The organism is Kribbella sp. NPDC056345 (genome assembly GCF_042262745.1).
Taxonomy (GTDB): Bacteria; Actinomycetota; Actinomycetes; order Propionibacteriales; family Kribbellaceae; genus Kribbella.
This window is the reverse complement of record NZ_JBHJQQ010000009.1, coordinates 244,982-260,633: the sequence shown is the minus strand read 5'-3', so window position 1 is coordinate 260,633 and position 15,652 is coordinate 244,982. Positions and strand designations below refer to the sequence as shown.

Here is a 15,652-nt window from a genome sequence, read left to right as displayed (position 1 = left end):
CGACAACATTGTTTGCCATAGTGGCAAGGTGGACGACTTTGGTGATGTCTTGGAAGCGGTAGGACCGCGGCTGCGGGCGCTGCGGGTCGAGCGCGGTACGACGCTGGCGCAGTTGTCGGAGTCGACCGGGATCTCGGTGAGCACGCTGTCCCGGCTGGAGTCCGGTCAGCGCAAACCGACACTGGAGCTGTTGTTGCCGTTGGCACGCGCCCACCAGGTGCAGCTGGACGAGCTGGTGGACGCACCGACCACCGGCGACCCGCGGATCCACGCCAAGCCGATCATGCGGCACGGCGCGATCCACATTCCGCTCAGCCGACGGCCCGGCGGGCTGCAGGCGTTCAAGCAGATCGTGCCAGTGGGCTGGCCGGGTGGTGAGGTCAGCCAGAAGACGCACGAGGGCTACGACTGGGTCTACGTGCTGTCCGGGCGGATCCGCATCGTGCTCGGCGACAAGGACTTCATCCTCACCGCCGGAGAGGTGGCCGAGTTCGACACGAGGGTGCCGCACTGGTTCGGGAACGCCGGGGACACACCGGCCGAGATGCTGTGTCTGTACGGACCCCAGGGGGAACGGATGCACGTCCGGGCGCGCACCCGCTAATCTTCGGCGGTCGGTCCGGACTCTGAAGGAGCTGGTAGTGAGCGTCGCGTTGTTCACCTTGGGCGGCACCATCGCGATGGTCGGCGACGGCCGGCTGACCGGAGCGGAACTGACAGCAGCAGTGCCGGGCCTGGCCGAGCTCGGCCGGCCGGTGGAGATCCAGGACATCGAATCGGTCTCCAGCGCCAACCTGACCACGGCGAAGATGCTCGAGGTCGTCGACGCGGCCTCAAAGGCCGTCGCCGCCGGTGCCACCGGTGTCGTGGTCACGCAAGGCACCGACACGCTGGAAGAGACGTCGTTCCTGGTGGACCAGGTGTGGCCGCATCCGCAGCCCTTCGTGCTGACCGGCGCCATGCGCAACCCGACCCTGGCTGGGCCGGACGGGCCCGCCAACATCGTGGCCGCGTGCCGCGTCGCCTGCTCCCCCGCAGCCCGCGACCTCGGCGCCTTGGTGGTGTTCAAGGAGGAGATCCACGCCGCCCGCTGGGTACGCAAGACCCACAGCACCAGTACGGCGACCTTCGTGTCGCCCAACGTCGGTCCGATCGGCCACGTGGTCGAGGACCAGGTCCGCATCCTCGCCCGCCCGGTTCGGCTGGACGGGGTCCAGGGCAGCGCCGAGCCGGCCGACCTGGATGCCAACCCGGTAGCGCTCTACACGATGACCATGGACGACGACGGTCTGCTGCTGAAGGGGTTGGCCGACACGCACCGCGGTCTGGTGGTGGCAGGGTTCGGAGTGGGACACGTCCCGGCCGCGCTCGCTCCGGTGCTCGGTGAGCTGGCGGCGGCGATGCCCGTCGTACTGACGTCACGGACCGGCGCCGGCTCGATCGTCCGGAACACGTACACCTCGCCGGGTTCGGAGATCGACCTGCTCCAGCGTGGGCTGATCGACGGTGGCTTCCTCGACCCCTACAAGGCGCGGGTGCTCCTCCGGTTGCTGCTGGCAACCGATGACGACATCACTGCGGTGTTCGCCCAGTACCAGTGAGGGCGTCCGCCTTCATCGTCAGATAGTCGCGCTCGGGCAGGCTCGTCGTACGGCGAGCTGCTGCCCGGAAGTAGTCGACCGCTGTCTCGTGGTCGCCGCGCATCTCGTACAGATGCCCGCGGGTCGCAGCGAGACGGTGGTTGTCCTTCAGGTCGTCGTCGATCGCCTCCAGCAGCTTCAGACCCGCATCAGGTCCGTCGACCATGGCTGCTGCGATGGCGCGATTGAGCTTGACCATCGGGTTGCCGGACAGGTCCTCCAGCAGTCCGTAGAGCGCGTAGATCTGCGGCCAGTCGGTGTCCTCGGCCCGCTCTGCCTCGTCATGGAGGGCAGCGATCGCGGCCTGCAACTGGTACTCACCCAGTGGCGGCGCATGGAAGGCCTCGACGGCCAGTGCGACACCTTCGGTGATGTAGTCCGCGTTCCAGAGCGTGCGGTCCTGCTCGGCGAGTGGGATGAGCTCTCCGGCACTGCCGGTGCGTGCTGCGCGCCGGGCGTCGGTCAGCAACATCAAGGCCAGCAGACCGGTCACCTGCCCGTCCTCGAGCTGTGCGTGCACCGCGCGCGTCAACCGGATCGCCTCACTGGACAGGTCGTTCCGCTGCAGCTCTGCGCCGCTACTGCTCGCATAGCCCTCGTTGAACATCAGGTAGAGCACATGCAGCACGTTGCGCAGTCGGTCGGCATCCGCGGTGAGCTCGAAGGTCGCACCCTTGAGCCGGCTCTTCGCCCGGCTGATCCGCTGCGCCATCGTTGCCTCAGGCACCAAATACGCGGTGGCGATCTCGGCGGTGGTGAGCCCGCCGACCGCCCGCAGCGTCAGCGCGATCGCCGAGGCCGGAGTGAGTGATGGATGGCAGCACAGGAACAGCAACCGGAGCGTGTCGTCCTGCTCCTCGACCTCCTCCGGCGGCAGCTCGCGCAACGCGGCGCGTTCCTCCCGGCGCCGCCGGGCCTGCGCCTGGCGGACCTCGTCGATGAACCGCCGGGAGGCAGCCTGAATCAGCCACGCCTTCGGATTGTCCGGCTGCCCGTCCCGCGGCCACGTGGTCGCAGCCGACAGCAAAGCCTCCTGTACGGCGTCCTCGGCCGCCGCGAAGTCACCGCAGCGCCGGACAACCACACCGAGGACCTGCGGCGTCAGCTCACGCAGCAGGTCCTCGAGAGTGTGGTCAGATGTCCCAGAAGTCTGCATCCGACTCCATCAGTCGACGCACCTCGATCGGCTGCTCGATGGGTACCCCACCGGGCCCAGGCGCGGAGGACTGCTCGGCGGCGATCTCCAGCGCCCGCTCCTCCGACTCCACGTCGATCAGCGTGTAGCCGGCCAGGATCTCCTTGGACTCGGCATACGGCCCATCCGTCACCACCGGCGCGGTGACACTCGCCGCCCGAACCACCTTCGCATGCTTCGGCCACGTCAGCCCCTGCACGTCGACCAACTCCCCGTTCTCACGAAGCTTGTCCAGCGTCGCGGTCAGATGGGCCAGGTGGGCCTCCCGGTCCGCCTCGCTCCACTCGTGCATGGTCGTCGTCGACGTACCGCCGTCGTGGTTCATCAGCAGCAGAAACTTGGTCATCTCAGGTCCTCCTCGGTGAGCATTTACCCGAAGGACGAAGCCAGCACCGGGCTCTCGACATGCTATTGGTCGAGAGGTGCTCAAGGTCAGCCGACTGGTCGACCTCGAGCACGGTTCAACCGTTTCGGCGGGGGTGGCAGCCGGCGTACCGGCCGGAACCTGGGGGTTTGGACAGGAACCGGTGGCCGTGAACAAGGAATTACTTGTTCAAGCCCTCTGTGGGCGGTGCGAACCCCCCGGTTTGGGTCGATCCGAAGGTGCAGAGACGACGTGTGCGGGTTTACGGACGTTGTGGTGGTCAGTCGAGGAGGGCGTCGACGAACTGTTCGGGGTCGAAGGGCGCCAGGTCGTCCGCACCCTCACCCAGTCCGACCAGCTTGACCGGTACGCCGAGTTCGCGCTGCACCGCGATCACGATGCCACCCTTCGCCGTACCGTCCAGCTTGGTCAGGACCAGGCCGGTCACGTTGATGACGTCGGAGAAGACGCGGGCCTGGGTCAGGCCGTTCTGCCCGGTGGTGGCGTCGATGACGAGCAGCACCTCGTCGACCTCGGCCGACTTCTCGATCACCCGCTTCACCTTGCCGAGCTCGTCCATCAGGCCGGTCTTGGTGTGCAACCGGCCGGCGGTGTCGATCAGGACGACGTCGGCCTCCTCGGCGATGCCCTGCTTGACCGCGTCGAACGCGATGCTGGCCGGGTCACCGCCCTCCGGACCGCGCACGGTCCGGGCGCCGACGCGCTCGCCCCAGGTCTGCAGCTGGTCCGCGGCCGCGGCGCGGAACGTGTCCGCCGCGCCCAGGACGACGTGCTTGTCCTCCGCGACCAGCACCCGGGCCAACCGGCCCACGGTCGTGGTCTTGCCGGTGCCGTTGACGCCGACGACCAGTACGACGGCCGGCTGCGACTCCTTGCGGGTCACCGCGAGCGAACGGTCCATCGACGGGTTCACCAGCGCGATCAGCTCCTCGCGGAGGATCTCCCGCGCCTGCGCCGGGCCGACTCCCTCGACGCGCATCCGGGTCCGGAGCTTCTCCACCAGCTCCTGGGTGGGCGTGACACCGACGTCGGCGGTGATGAGGGTGGTCTCGATGTCCTCCCACGCCTCTTCGTCAAGCTTGTCCCGCGACAGCAGCGCGAGCAGACCCTTGCCGAGCGAGCCCTGCGACCGAGCCAGACGGGCGCGTAGCCGAACCAGCCGCCCCTGCGCCGACTCTGGCTTCTCGAGCGGCGGCTCCTCGGGCAGCTCAGTGTCCTCGAGCGTCCGCGTCGGGGTGTCCCGCGGCGTCTCGGCGTCCTCACCGACCTTCGGCTCCGCCGTCTCGAGCGGGGCCGGGCGATCTGCCGGGGGCAGCGCAGAACGGCGACGCCGGGTCACGACGAGTCCGGTCGCGCCGCCCAGGACGACCACCGCGACGACGATGATCGCGATCAGGACCTGGTCAGTCAGCAAGGTGACAAGCTCTGGGGTCAACACGATTCCCCATCTTGGCAGACACCCGGCCCGCACCCCGCATCCCGCACACCACCACCCACGACAGCGTCGCCAACACCACGCACGGTGCGGATGCGGTGACGGTTAGCACCCGAGGCGGCGGGGCGGGGTGCAGTGGCGCGTGAGCGGTGTGGGGTGGTACCCGGGGTGTGAACGCTGGGGCCGGAAGCACGCGGGGTGGCGATGGTCGCCCGCGAGGTGGTTGCACCCGTAACGGTGATGCATGGGGGCGGTTGCACCCGGCGCGGTGGTGCCCGGGGGGCGGTGGTGCCCGGGGTGGTGATGCCCGGGTGGTGATGCCCGGGTGGTGATGCCCGAGGTGTGGCATGGGGCGGCTGTGGTGTGGAGGGGGCGGGCTGCGGCGGTTGGTGTGAGGGGTTAAGGCAGGTGGACGTGCTGTCGGTGGGTGTGGGCGGGGGCCAGGTCGGGGCGGTGGGTCAGGAGGACGACAGTTCGTCGGCCGGCGGCTTGGAAGAGGTCTGCCAGGAGTGCGCGGCCGGTTTCCTCGTCGAGGTGTTCGGTGGGCTCGTCCAGCACCAGTACGTCGCGGTTCGCGAGGAGCAGCCGGGCGAACGCCAGCCGCTGCCGTTCACCGCCGGACAGCCTGGCCCCGTGTTCGCCGACCATCGTGTCCAGCCCCTCCGGCAGCCCTTCGACGAACACCCCGAGCCGAGCGAGGTACAGGGCCCGCCACAACCGCAGGTCGCTGGCCCCGGGGTAAGCGAGCAGCAGGTTCTCCCGGATGGTGGTGTCGAACACATGGCTCTCCTGGGTCAGCAGCCCGACCACCGAGCGGACCTGATCACCTTCGAGGCTCGCCAGGTCCACACCGTCCAGGAGCACCTCGCCAGCGCGCGGTTCCAAGAACCGGAGCAGCACGGCCGCCAGCGTGCTTTTCCCCGAACCGCTCGCCCCGGTGATCACCACCCGGCTCCCGGCCGGCATGTTCAGACTGAGCCCGTCCAGTACGTCGTCGTCGCCGTACCCGACGCGGAGGTGCTTCACCTCCAGGTCACGCCCGCGCGGCAGCGCCACGGCCGTGGCCGGCTCGCGCACCGGCTCGGGTGCGTCGACCAGCTCCTGCACCCGGCCGAGGGCAGCACGCACCCGAATGGCGAGCTGGGCCGCAGCCGGGATCCCGCCGAGCACATCGGCCAGGGCGAGCGGAGTGAGGACGAGCACGGCGAACACCGCGCCGGTGATGTTCGCCGTGCTGCCCAGCACCAGACCGGCGATGCTCGCGCCGCCCACACACAGCACGAGGAGCGCACCGCCGAGCCCGGCACTCCAGGCCGAACGGCGCTCGGCCGCTGCCAGCCTGGCGTCACTCGCGCTGAAGGATGCCAGCACGTCGTCGACCGCGTTGAACGCGACGATGTCGCCTGCGGTCAGCAGCGTCTCGGTAGCGGCCGCGGCCACGTCACCCCGCTCACCCGCCAGCCTCCGCTCTGCACGCGCGGCTGTGTGCGCGGTCAGCCACGGTACGACGGTGCACGCGATCAGCACGGCCACTGCGACCGCAGCACCGGCGGTCGGCAGCAGCAACGCCAACAGGGCCACGGTCGCGAGGGCGGTCACCATCGCGACCGTGACCGGCAGCAGCACGCGCAGCCACAGATCGAGGACAGCATCCACGTCGAGCACCAGCCGGGCCAACAGATCGCCCTGCCGACGGCTACTCAGCCCACCAGGGGCGATCCGCTCCAGCCGACCGGTGATCCGGGCCCTGGTCTCCCCCAACACCCGGTACGCCGCGTCGTGGCCGGCCAGGCGTTCGACGTACCGGAAGAATCCCCGACCGACGCCGAACGCGCGCACGGCCACGATCGGCACCAGCAGGATCAGCACCGGCGGCTGGGCCGCGGCGGTGGTGATCAACCAGGCCGAGGTCGCCAGCAGTGCCACCGCTGATCCGGACGCGGCCACCCCCGCGACCAAGGCGAGCACCAGCCGCCACCACACGCGGCGCTCCGGCCGCACCAACGCCCAGCCCTTCATCCCAACCCCACCTCTCGGCTCCCACCGCAGCAGGCGTCCCGCACCAGCCGCCCGCTCATGCCGGCACCAGCTCTCGGTTGCCTACGACAATGTTTCTGTCCGCGGCCGCGATCAGCGCCGGCCGGTGCGCCACCATCAACACCGTCCGCCCGGTCGCCCGCAGACCGGCAACAACAGTCGCCTCTGCCTCCGCATCCAGCCCAGCCGTCGGCTCGTCGAGCAACAGCACCGGCGCCTCCGTGATCAACGCGCGAGCCAGAGCGACCCGTCGCTGCTGACCACCCGACAGCAGTTGACCGCGCTCCCCGACCGCCTTGTCCAGCTCCAACTCACCAGCACCCGCTGCCAGCAACGCCAACCGCACGTCATCGTCGGACGCCCCGGGGCGACCCAGCCGGACGTTGTCGGCAACCGTCCCCAGCCGCAGCCCCGGCCGCTGCGGCACCCACGCGAACTGCCGCCGCCACTCGCTCGGATCGAACTCGTCCGCCGCACTACCACCAACCACAACCACACCCCGCTCCGGTACGACGAATCCGAGCAGCACCGCGAGCACCGTCGACTTCCCAGCCCCGCTGGCTCCGCTGAGCGCAACGACCTCCCCCGGCCGAACCTCCAGGTCGAACGCATCGAGTGCCGGCTCCGACCGCCCCGGGTACCGCACGGTCACGTCGAACAGCTGCAGAGTGTTCGACCGCAGATCCGGTACGTCGGTCCGCTCGCCCCGCTCCGGTAGTGGCGTCTCCAGGACCCGGAACACCTCCTCGCCAGCCGCAACCCCGTCGGCGCTGGCGTGGAAGTGCATGCCGACCTGACGCAACGGCAGGTAGGCCTCCGGCGCGAGGATCAGCACCATCAGCGCGGTCTGCAGGCCGAGGTGTCCCTCGATCAGCCGGAGCCCGACCCCGACGGCTACCAGCGCCACCGAGATGCTGGCCAGCAACTCCAGTGCGAAGGACGACAGGAACGCGACGCGCAGACTGCTCATCGACGCAACCCGGTGCCGGTCGGTGACCCGGCGTACCGCGTCCTCCTGGGCTTTGGCGCGACCGAACAGCTTGAGCGTCGGCAGACCGGTCACGACATCGGTGAAGTGGTGCGCCAGCACACCCAGCGCCCGCTGCCGCCGTCGGCTGTGCGCCTGGGTCGCCCAGCCGATCAACGCCATGAAGATCGGGATCAGCGGCAGCGTGAGCAGGACCGTCCCAGCCGCGATCAGGTCGCCAGTCGCCATCCACCCGACCACTCCGGCCGGAACTGTTGCCGCGAGCACCAACTGTGGCAGGTAGCGCGCGAAGTACGGATCGAGGTCGTCCAGTCCCTTGGTCAGCAGTGTGGTCAACGCACTGCTGCGCTCACCACTCAGCCACACCGGACCGAGCTTCAACGCGTGCTCCAGCACCTGACGGCGCAGCGTGGACTTCACCGCAGCCGCAGCACGCTGTGCCACCACCTCCTGCAGCCACAGCAGCGCTGCACGCCCGGCCACCACCGCAGCCAGCGCCCAGGCAACCCCTGTCACGTCCTCGCCGTGCAGCACCGCTCCCGCAATCCCCTGCGCCAGCAGGACCGCCTGGACGATGATCAGCCCGCCACTGGCGATGCCGATCAGCACCGACGCCACGAGAAAGACCCGGGCGGCTTTGGCCCGGCGGAGCAGCCGAGGATCGAGGGGTTTCATGCCACCACGACCCGCTTGCGGAAGACCCAGTACGTCCAGCCCTGGTAGAGCAGAACCAGTGGCGTGAAGATCGCCGCGATGATCGTCAGGATCTTCAGCGTGTACGCCGTCGACGCCGCCTCGACCGCGGTCAGGGTCGACTGGGGATCCAGGGTGGACGGGATCACCACCGGGAACAGCGCGGCGAACAACGACACCACGGCCAGGCCGGTGGCAACCGCCGTACCGGTGAAGGCCCAGCCTTCGCGGCCGAAGCGGTTTGCGACCAGGCCGCCGACGAAGGCCAGTGCTGCGGCAGCGGCCACGATCGCCGAGCCGGTGTCACCGCGCAGCGCCTGGGCCCACCAGAGGAACGCGACCGCCAGCACGGCTGTGACAACACCGAGCCGGGCAGCGAGCCGGTTCGCCCGCTCGCGCAGTACGCCGTCGGTCCGCAGGGCCAGGAAGATCGCGCCATGGGTGACGAACACCGCCACGAAGGTCACTCCGCCGAGCAGCGCGAACGGTCCGAACAGGTCGCCCAGACTGCCGATGAACTCGTGGGAGTTGTCCAGCGGTACGCCGCGGACCAGGTTGGCGAAGGTGATCCCCCAGAGCAGCGCGGGCACCACCGAGCCGATCGTGATCAACGTGTCCATCCGGCCACGCCACTCCAGGTCGGCACGCTTCCCGCGGTACTCCAGTGCGACACCGCGCAGGATCAGCGCGACCAGGATCGCGAACAGCGGGAGGTAGAACCCGCTGAACAGCGTCGCGTACCACTCCGGGAACGCCGCGAACGTGGCCGCGCCGGCCATCACCAGCCACACCTCGTTCCCGTCCCAGACCGGGCCGATCGTGGTGATCGCCGCCCGCCGCTCGGGCTCGTCGCGGCCGATCACCCGCAGCAGCGCCCCGACCCCGAAGTCGAAACCCTCCAGCACGAAGTACCCCGTCCACAGCCCCGCGATCACGAGGAACCAGACAGTCGTGAGCTCCATCAGTCAGCCCTTCAGTACGCGAACGACAGTGGTTTGGTGGCCTCGGGATCGTCATCGGGTGCGGACCCTGGTGCCGGGGTGTCCGTCCCGGCCAGGCCGGCCCGGATGGTGCGGAGCATCAGCTTCACCTCGACCACCGCGAGCACGCCGTACAGGACGGTGAAGCCGGCCAGTGACGTGATCACCTCGGCGGCCGTCGTACCCGGTGAGACACCCGAGGCGGTGGGCAGCAGCCCGAAGACCAGCCAGGGTTGCCGTCCGGTCTCGGTGAAGATCCAGCCGAAGCAGTTCGCCACCAGGGGCATCAGGGGCAGCGGTGCGACCGCCCAGATCAGCCACCTGGCCGGCGCCCGGCCCTTTCTCGTTGCCCAGAGCAACCACAGCGCGATCGCTCCGGTCGCCATCCCGACGCCGATCATCAACCGGAACGTCCAGTAGGCCAGTGGGATGTTGGGACTGTAGGAACCTGGCCCGTAGAGCTTCTCGTAGGCCTCCTGCAGCGAGTTGATGCCCTTGACCTCGCCGTCGAGGTGGCCGGTGCCGAGGAAGGAGAGCAGATACGGCACCTTGATCGAGAAGATCTCCTTCGACCCGTCCAGCGTGCCGATGGTGAACACCGAGAACGACGCCGGCTTCTCGGTCTCGTAGAGCGCCTCGGCGGCCGCCATCTTCATCGGCTGCACCTCGGTCATCACCTTGCCCTGCTGGTCACCGCTGATCGCGACACCGGCACTGGCCGCGAGCACGATCACCGCGCCGATCTTCAGCGCGGTCCGGAAGACGTCGCGGTCCACATCAGGCCGCCGGAGCAGGTGCCACAACGCGACCGCGGCGACGAACGCACCGCCGACCATGAACGCGGCGAAGATCGTGTGGGGGTAGGTGACCAGCACGACCTTGTTCGTCAGCACTGCCCACAGGTCGGTCAGCTCGGCCCGGCCGCGCTCGGCGTTGTAGCGGAAACCGACCGGGTTCTGCATCCAGGAGTTGGCGGCCAGGATGAAGTACGCCGACAACTGCGTGCCCAGCACCACCATCCAGATGCAGCCGAGGTGCACCAGCTTCGGCAGCCGGTCCCAGCCGAACATCCACAAGCCGATGAACGTCGACTCGACGAAGAACGCGAGCAGCCCCTCCAGCGCCAGCGGTGCGCCGAACACGTCACCGACGAAACGCGAGTAGTCGCTCCAGTTCATCCCGAACTGGAACTCCTGGACGAGGCCGGTGACCACACCCATGGCAATGTTGATCAGGAACAGCTTCCCGTAGAACTTGGTCAGCCGCAGGTACTTCTCCTTGCCGGTCCGGTACCACGCGGTCTGCAGGCCGGCGGTGATCGCGACCAGCGAGATCGTCACCGGGACGAAGAAGAAGTGGTACACGGTGGTGACGGCGAACTGCCACCGGGCCAGATCCAAGGTGTCCACGAGACCCCTCCAGGACGCATCTACGACGTGACGTAGTAGATCGTAGCGCGGATCTACTACAACGCGTAGTTATACTGGTCACGTGACCAGTGAGGACAAGGCCCCGCGACCGCTCGGAGACCTCGAGCGCGTCGTCATGGAGCAGTTGTGGGCGGCGCCGGACGCGCTCACCGTGCGCGCGGTCTACGAGCAGGTCTCCACCACCCGCGACCTCGCCTACACGACCGTGATGACAGTGCTCGACCGGTTGGCGAAGAAGAAGCTGACCGAGCGCGAGCGCGACGGCAAAGCCTGGCGGTACCGTGCTGCCGCGCCCCGCGAGGAGATGGCCGCCGACCTGATGCGCGACGCACTCGACCGCGCCGGTGACCGCCGCGAGGCCCTGGTCCGGTTCGTCGACCAGGTGAGTGACGAAGAGGCCGCGCTGCTCCGAGAGGCGCTGGCCCGGTTGGAGGAGCGGGACGGGTGATCACCCCGGTCCTCCTCGCCGTACTGGCCCTGGCGCTCACCGGACCGGCGCCGGCCCTGCTGGCACGTTCCGCCTGGCCCTACCGGGTCCCCCGCGCCGCGGTCGCACTGTGGCAGGCGATCGCGCTGGCCGCCGTACTGGCCGCACTCGGTGCCGGTATTGCGCTCTCGTACTCCACAGCCGGTCAGCCGGGTGAGCCACGCTTCGACCCGTCCTCGCCACGCGATCTCCTGGCCGCAGCAATCCTCGCCATGACCGCACTGGTTGTACTGCGCCTGCTGTGGGCGACCGGGAAGGTAGCGGTCGGCACTCGGGCCCGACGAAGACGGCACCGCGACCTCGTCGACGTACTGGCGACTCCGGATGGGTTGATCCCCGGGCTGCGCGTGCTGGCTGAAGAGACTCCGCTCGCCTACTGTCTACCTGCCTTGCGTGGTCATCGCGTCGTGGTGTCCGTCGGTGCGCTCGATCGGCTCGACGACACCGAGCTGAAGGCGGTGCTCGCTCACGAGCAGGCACACCTGCGCGCGCGGCACGACCTGGTGCTGGAGGCCTTCACCGCACTCCACGCCGCGTTCCCACGCTGGGTCCGCAGCGAGGTCGCGCTCGAGCAGGCCCGCACCCTCGTCGAGCTGCTCGCGGACGACGACGCCCGCCGCCGCAACGGTCCGCGTCCACTCGCGCGGGCGCTGGTCGCACTGGCCGGCTCCCCTGCTCCTGAAGCCGGTCTGGCCGCAGCCAAGTCCTCGACCGTGCTACGGGTCCAACGACTGGCCGACCCGGAGCCCGGGAACACTGCACTCGCTGTCGGCACCTATACCGTCGCAGCACTGCTGCTCGTCCTGCCGACCTTCACCGTCGCAGCCCCGATCGTCAAGGCCATCGTCAACGCCGTCAGCTAGGAGCCCATCGTGGACAACACCGCACTTGACCAGGCCATTGACGACCTCAGCAACGCCAAGGACCGGTGGGCCGCGCTGCCCATCCCCGGCCGGATCGGCTACCTCGACCGGATCCGGACCCTCCTCGCGGAGCGGTCGGACACCTGGGTCGCCCTCGGGGCACAGGCCAAAGGTCTGCGCGAGGGCTCGCCTTTGCTCGGCGAGGAATGGCTGGCGGGCCCGTACGGCGTGCTGACCTGGATGACGGCCATCTCGGAGACCCTGCACGCGATCGACACCGGCACGGACCCGCTGAAGGGGTCCGTCGTGAGCGAGCGCCCCGACGGTCAGACCGTGGTGCGCGTCGCTCCGCACGACTTCAACGAGTGGCTGCTGCTCAACGGCTTCAGCACCGAGGTGTGGATGCAGCCCGGCGTCACGGCCGCGAATGTCCGCGACAACCTCGGTTCCGCCTATCGCACCCCACATGCCGGCCAGGTCGCGCTGGTGCTCGGCGCCGGGAACGTCTCCTCGATCGCACCCCTCGACGTGCTCTACAAGCTGTACGCCGACAACGAGGTCGTGATCTGCAAGCTGAATCCGGTCAACGACTACCTCGGCGCACTGTTCGAGGAGATCTTCGCCCCGCTGATCGAGGACGGCTTCCTCCGTTTCGTGTACGGCGGCGCCGAGGTCGGCGAGTACCTCTGCACGCACCCCGGTGTCGACAGCATCCACGTGACCGGCAGCGAACGCACCCACGACGCCATCGTGTACGGCGTCGGTCCCGAGGCCGCGGCCCGCCGGGAGCGCGACGAACGCCTCAACCCGAAGCCGGTCACCTCCGAGCTCGGCGGCGTCGGTCCGACGATCGTCGTGCCCGGCCCTTGGTCGAAGGCCGACATCGCCTTCCAGGCCGAGCACATCGCCACCCAAAAACTGCAGAACAGCGGCTTCAACTGCATCGCCGCGCAGGTGCTGGTGCTGCCCGAGGGCTGGGAGCACACCGAGGCCCTGATCGCCGCCGTCCGCGACGCTCTCGCGCGGGCCGAGCAGCGGCCGGCCTACTACCCCGGAGCCGAGGATCGGCGGCAGGGCGTGAACGACGCCTATCCCCAGGCGGAGGCGCTCGCCGGCAACCGCACGCTGGTGACCGGGATCGACGCCACGGACCCGAAGGCCTACGCGTTCACGACCGAGTTCTTCGCTCCCGCGCTGGCCACCACCTCGCTGCCCGCCGGGTCAGCCGCCGACTTCCTGGATCTTGCGGTGACGTTTGCCAACGAGCAACTGCACGGCACGCTCGGCGCCAACATCCTGATCCACCCGCGGACGGCCCGCGAGCTCGGTCCGAAGCTCGACTCGGCAGTGGCCGCTCTGCGCTACGGCACTGTGGGGATCAACGCCTGGACCGCGGTCGGCTACAACAGTCCGCGCGCGACGTGGGGCGCATTCCCCGGTCACACGCCGGACGACGTACAGAGTGGGATCGGCGTGGTGCACAACGCGCTGCTCTTCGACCGGCCGCAGAAGACGGTCGTCCGGGCGCCGTTCACGCCGTTCCCCCGCTCGATCAGTGCGGGCGAGACGGCGATGTCACCGCGTCCGCCCTGGTTCGTCACCAACCAGACCTCGCTGGTCACCGCTCGGCGGCTCACCCGCTTCGCGGCGGACGGGAAGCTGTGGCGCCTGCCCGGCATCCTGCTCTCAGCGATGCGTGGCTGAGCCGGCCGGCCGGTAGCGCTGCAGGACCCCGGTCTCGCCCCACGGGCGTGCCTCGATCAGCTCAAGCCCCAACTGCTGACTGGAGAACACAGGTCTGCCCGCCCCGAGCAGGAGCGGGCAGACGCGCAGCTCGATCTCGTCGACCAGTCCGGCGGCCAGCAGCGAGTGGAACAGCGAGATGCTGCCCCACAAGATGATGTCCTTGCCGTCCTCGGCCTTCAGCGCACGGACGGCCTCCAGGTCACGGACCACGGTCGCCGGCTCGTACGAACCCCACGGAGCTTCCGCGAGCGTCGTCGAGACGACCACCTTGCGCAGCGCGTTCAGCAACGGCGCGATCGGATGCTCCAGGGTCGGCCAGAGGCCGACGAACAACCGGTAGGTCTCGGCACCGAGCAGCATGGTGTCGACCCGCTCGAAGGTCGCCCGGTCCTCCGCCTCGTGCTCACCGATCGTGCCGAAGAACGAAGGCTCGCCGTCGGCGTCGGCGGCGTACCCGTCGAGCGTGACGTACTCCTGGAAGACGAGCTGTCTCATCACAGGAGGTTAGCCGAAGTGTTTGCCTTCACCGCGCGCAACAGCGAGCAGGACCAGTCCGGCCAGCACGAGCAGAACAACCATGGTCACAACGAACGTCAGCACTTCTCTCCCCGATTTCCCCACAAGATCCCCAGCATCTATCGGGTGGACGATCTCAGCCGCGCAAAAGTTCCCCGTAGGCCTTGGTGATCTCGGCCACCGGCCACCGCAGGGTGTGCGGAGTGATCACCAGCTCGAGCCACGACCAGCCCGGTACGGCGGCCGGCTGCCAGCCACCGCAGATCGATTCGCGGGTCCGCTCCATCCGGTTGACCGCGGCAACGTCCATCACCTCCGCGTCCCGTGGTGCGTACACCTGGAACGAGTTCGTGTGCGGAGGATCAGGAACCACGCGATACCCCTCACCCTGCAGAGCCATCGCCACCTCGACCGCACGCTCGTACAGCTCGCCCATCAGCGGCAGCGAAGTGCGCAGACCCTCGCGCGCGGCAACGGCGTACGGGAGCATCGTGTAGAGGTTGCCGCCGAGGCGCCGCTGCCAGCGTCGTGCCTCGGCGATCAGGTCCTCGGGCCCGGCCAGGACCGCACCGGCCAAGCCGCCGAGGCCCTTGTAGAACGACACGTACACCGAGGTCGCCAGCGCGGAGATCTCCGCCAGGCTGTGCCCCAGGTACGGCGTGCTCTCCCACAGCCGCGCGCCATCCAGATGCAGCGGTACGCCGCGATCCGCGCACGCGGCCGCGAACACCACCAGCTCGTCCCAGGTCGGCAGCAGGAATCCCGGGTCGCGCAGCGGCAGTTCCAGCGTCACCGCGGCGAGCTTGCCCGGAATCGCGGCCAGCTCGTCCGGCCGCGGCTGCCGTGGGTCGGACGTGAGCCGCTCGATCCGGAGCTGGTGCACCTCCTCCAGCGCGTTCAGCTCGTGGACCAGCAGGTGGGACTGGCCGTGGACTGCGACCCGCTTGCTGCCCGCACGGTCGGCGTACACGCGCAGGACGCTCTGCTGGGCCATGATGCCGGACGGCATGAACACTGCGGCCGGTTTGCCGAGCAGCTCGGCGACCTCCTGCTCGACAGCTTCGATGTCGCCACCGTTGCCGTAGCTGTCGTACTTCTCCTCAGTAGCGGCCTCAGCCAGGCGCCGCAACCGCTCCGGCGCCGGCACCCAGGCATGTGACAGCCAGCGGTCACAGTTCTCGCTGGCGGACTTACGACGGGCTCGGAGGTCGTCTGCGGAGGTAGCCACGAATCCATCTTCTCGTGCGCCGCAAGAAG

14 protein-coding genes are annotated in these 15,652 nt (G+C 69.1%); 5 read left to right on the top strand and 9 right to left on the bottom strand.

Annotation, left to right across the window (positions count from 1 at the left end):
* Window positions 1-28 precede the first annotated feature (28 nt).
* Together ACFCV3_RS30245 and ACFCV3_RS30240 are read left to right on the top strand one after the other, a co-directional pair.
* Window positions 29-604 (top strand): XRE family transcriptional regulator, encoded by a 576-nt coding sequence (locus ACFCV3_RS30245; protein WP_376035573.1) that lies wholly within the window; start codon window positions 29-31, stop codon window positions 602-604.
* Between the two features lie 37 nt (window positions 605-641).
* Window positions 642-1,601, top strand: coding sequence for an asparaginase (locus ACFCV3_RS30240; RefSeq protein ID WP_376035572.1), 960 nt, complete (start codon window positions 642-644; stop codon window positions 1,599-1,601).
* On the opposite strand, the gene ACFCV3_RS30235 is transcribed toward ACFCV3_RS30240, so the two are convergent.
* From ACFCV3_RS30235 to ACFCV3_RS30205, 7 genes are all read right to left on the bottom strand, one after another.
* Complete coding sequence (locus ACFCV3_RS30235; RefSeq protein WP_376035570.1) at window positions 1,573-2,796, bottom strand: RNA polymerase sigma factor; 1,224 nt, start codon at window positions 2,794-2,796, stop codon at window positions 1,573-1,575. The two genes, ACFCV3_RS30240 and ACFCV3_RS30235, sit on opposite strands and share 29 nt — an antisense overlap.
* Window positions 2,774-3,181, bottom strand: a complete 408-nt coding sequence (locus tag ACFCV3_RS30230; RefSeq protein ID WP_376035568.1) for a YciI family protein — start codon at window positions 3,179-3,181, stop codon at window positions 2,774-2,776. Before ACFCV3_RS30230 ends, ACFCV3_RS30235 begins: the two co-directional genes overlap by 23 nt.
* A gap of 298 nt (window positions 3,182-3,479) precedes the next feature.
* The gene (gene ftsY / locus ACFCV3_RS30225; RefSeq protein ID WP_376035566.1) at window positions 3,480-4,658 is read right to left on the bottom strand and encodes a signal recognition particle-docking protein FtsY; all 1,179 of its coding nucleotides are present in this window, start codon (window positions 4,656-4,658) and stop codon (window positions 3,480-3,482) included.
* 396 nt (window positions 4,659-5,054) lie between these two features.
* Window positions 5,055-6,674, bottom strand: coding sequence for a thiol reductant ABC exporter subunit CydC (gene cydC / locus ACFCV3_RS30220; protein ID WP_376035564.1), 1,620 nt, complete (start codon window positions 6,672-6,674; stop codon window positions 5,055-5,057).
* A 55-nt stretch (window positions 6,675-6,729) separates the two neighbouring features.
* Complete coding sequence (gene cydD / locus ACFCV3_RS30215) at window positions 6,730-8,355, bottom strand: thiol reductant ABC exporter subunit CydD (RefSeq protein WP_376035562.1); 1,626 nt, start codon at window positions 8,353-8,355, stop codon at window positions 6,730-6,732.
* Window positions 8,352-9,335, bottom strand: a complete 984-nt coding sequence (gene cydB / locus ACFCV3_RS30210; protein WP_376035560.1) for a cytochrome d ubiquinol oxidase subunit II — start codon at window positions 9,333-9,335, stop codon at window positions 8,352-8,354. Before cydB ends, cydD begins: the two co-directional genes overlap by 4 nt.
* 11 nt (window positions 9,336-9,346) lie before the next feature.
* Window positions 9,347-10,762: a cytochrome ubiquinol oxidase subunit I gene (locus tag ACFCV3_RS30205; protein WP_376035558.1), complete on the bottom strand. Its 1,416-nt coding sequence runs from the start codon at window positions 10,760-10,762 to the stop codon at window positions 9,347-9,349.
* A gap of 82 nt (window positions 10,763-10,844) precedes the next feature.
* Here ACFCV3_RS30205 and ACFCV3_RS30200 point away from each other — a divergent pair, with 82 nt between their 5' ends.
* From ACFCV3_RS30200 to ACFCV3_RS30190, 3 genes are read left to right on the top strand one after another with little or no spacing between them, the layout of a single operon-like run.
* Complete coding sequence (locus ACFCV3_RS30200; protein WP_376035556.1) at window positions 10,845-11,231, top strand: BlaI/MecI/CopY family transcriptional regulator; 387 nt, start codon at window positions 10,845-10,847, stop codon at window positions 11,229-11,231.
* Window positions 11,228-12,133 (top strand): M56 family metallopeptidase, encoded by a 906-nt coding sequence (locus ACFCV3_RS30195; protein WP_376035554.1) that lies wholly within the window; start codon window positions 11,228-11,230, stop codon window positions 12,131-12,133. Before ACFCV3_RS30200 ends, ACFCV3_RS30195 begins: the two co-directional genes overlap by 4 nt.
* Window positions 12,134-12,142: 9 nt before the next feature.
* Window positions 12,143-13,837 carry an aldehyde dehydrogenase family protein gene (locus ACFCV3_RS30190; RefSeq protein WP_376035552.1) on the top strand — a complete coding sequence of 565 codons (1,695 nt, stop codon included), beginning with the start codon at window positions 12,143-12,145 and terminating at the stop codon, window positions 13,835-13,837.
* Here ACFCV3_RS30190 and ACFCV3_RS30185 read toward each other — a convergent pair.
* Both ACFCV3_RS30185 and ACFCV3_RS30180 read right to left on the bottom strand, forming a co-directional pair.
* Window positions 13,820-14,374 carry a dihydrofolate reductase family protein gene (locus ACFCV3_RS30185; protein ID WP_376035550.1) on the bottom strand — a complete coding sequence of 185 codons (555 nt, stop codon included), beginning with the start codon at window positions 14,372-14,374 and terminating at the stop codon, window positions 13,820-13,822. The two genes, ACFCV3_RS30190 and ACFCV3_RS30185, sit on opposite strands and share 18 nt — an antisense overlap.
* Window positions 14,375-14,531: 157 nt before the next feature.
* A complete protein-coding gene (locus ACFCV3_RS30180; protein ID WP_376035548.1) occupies window positions 14,532-15,623 on the bottom strand; it encodes a threonine aldolase family protein in 1,092 nt (363 codons plus the stop codon).
* Window positions 15,624-15,652 lie beyond the last annotated feature (29 nt).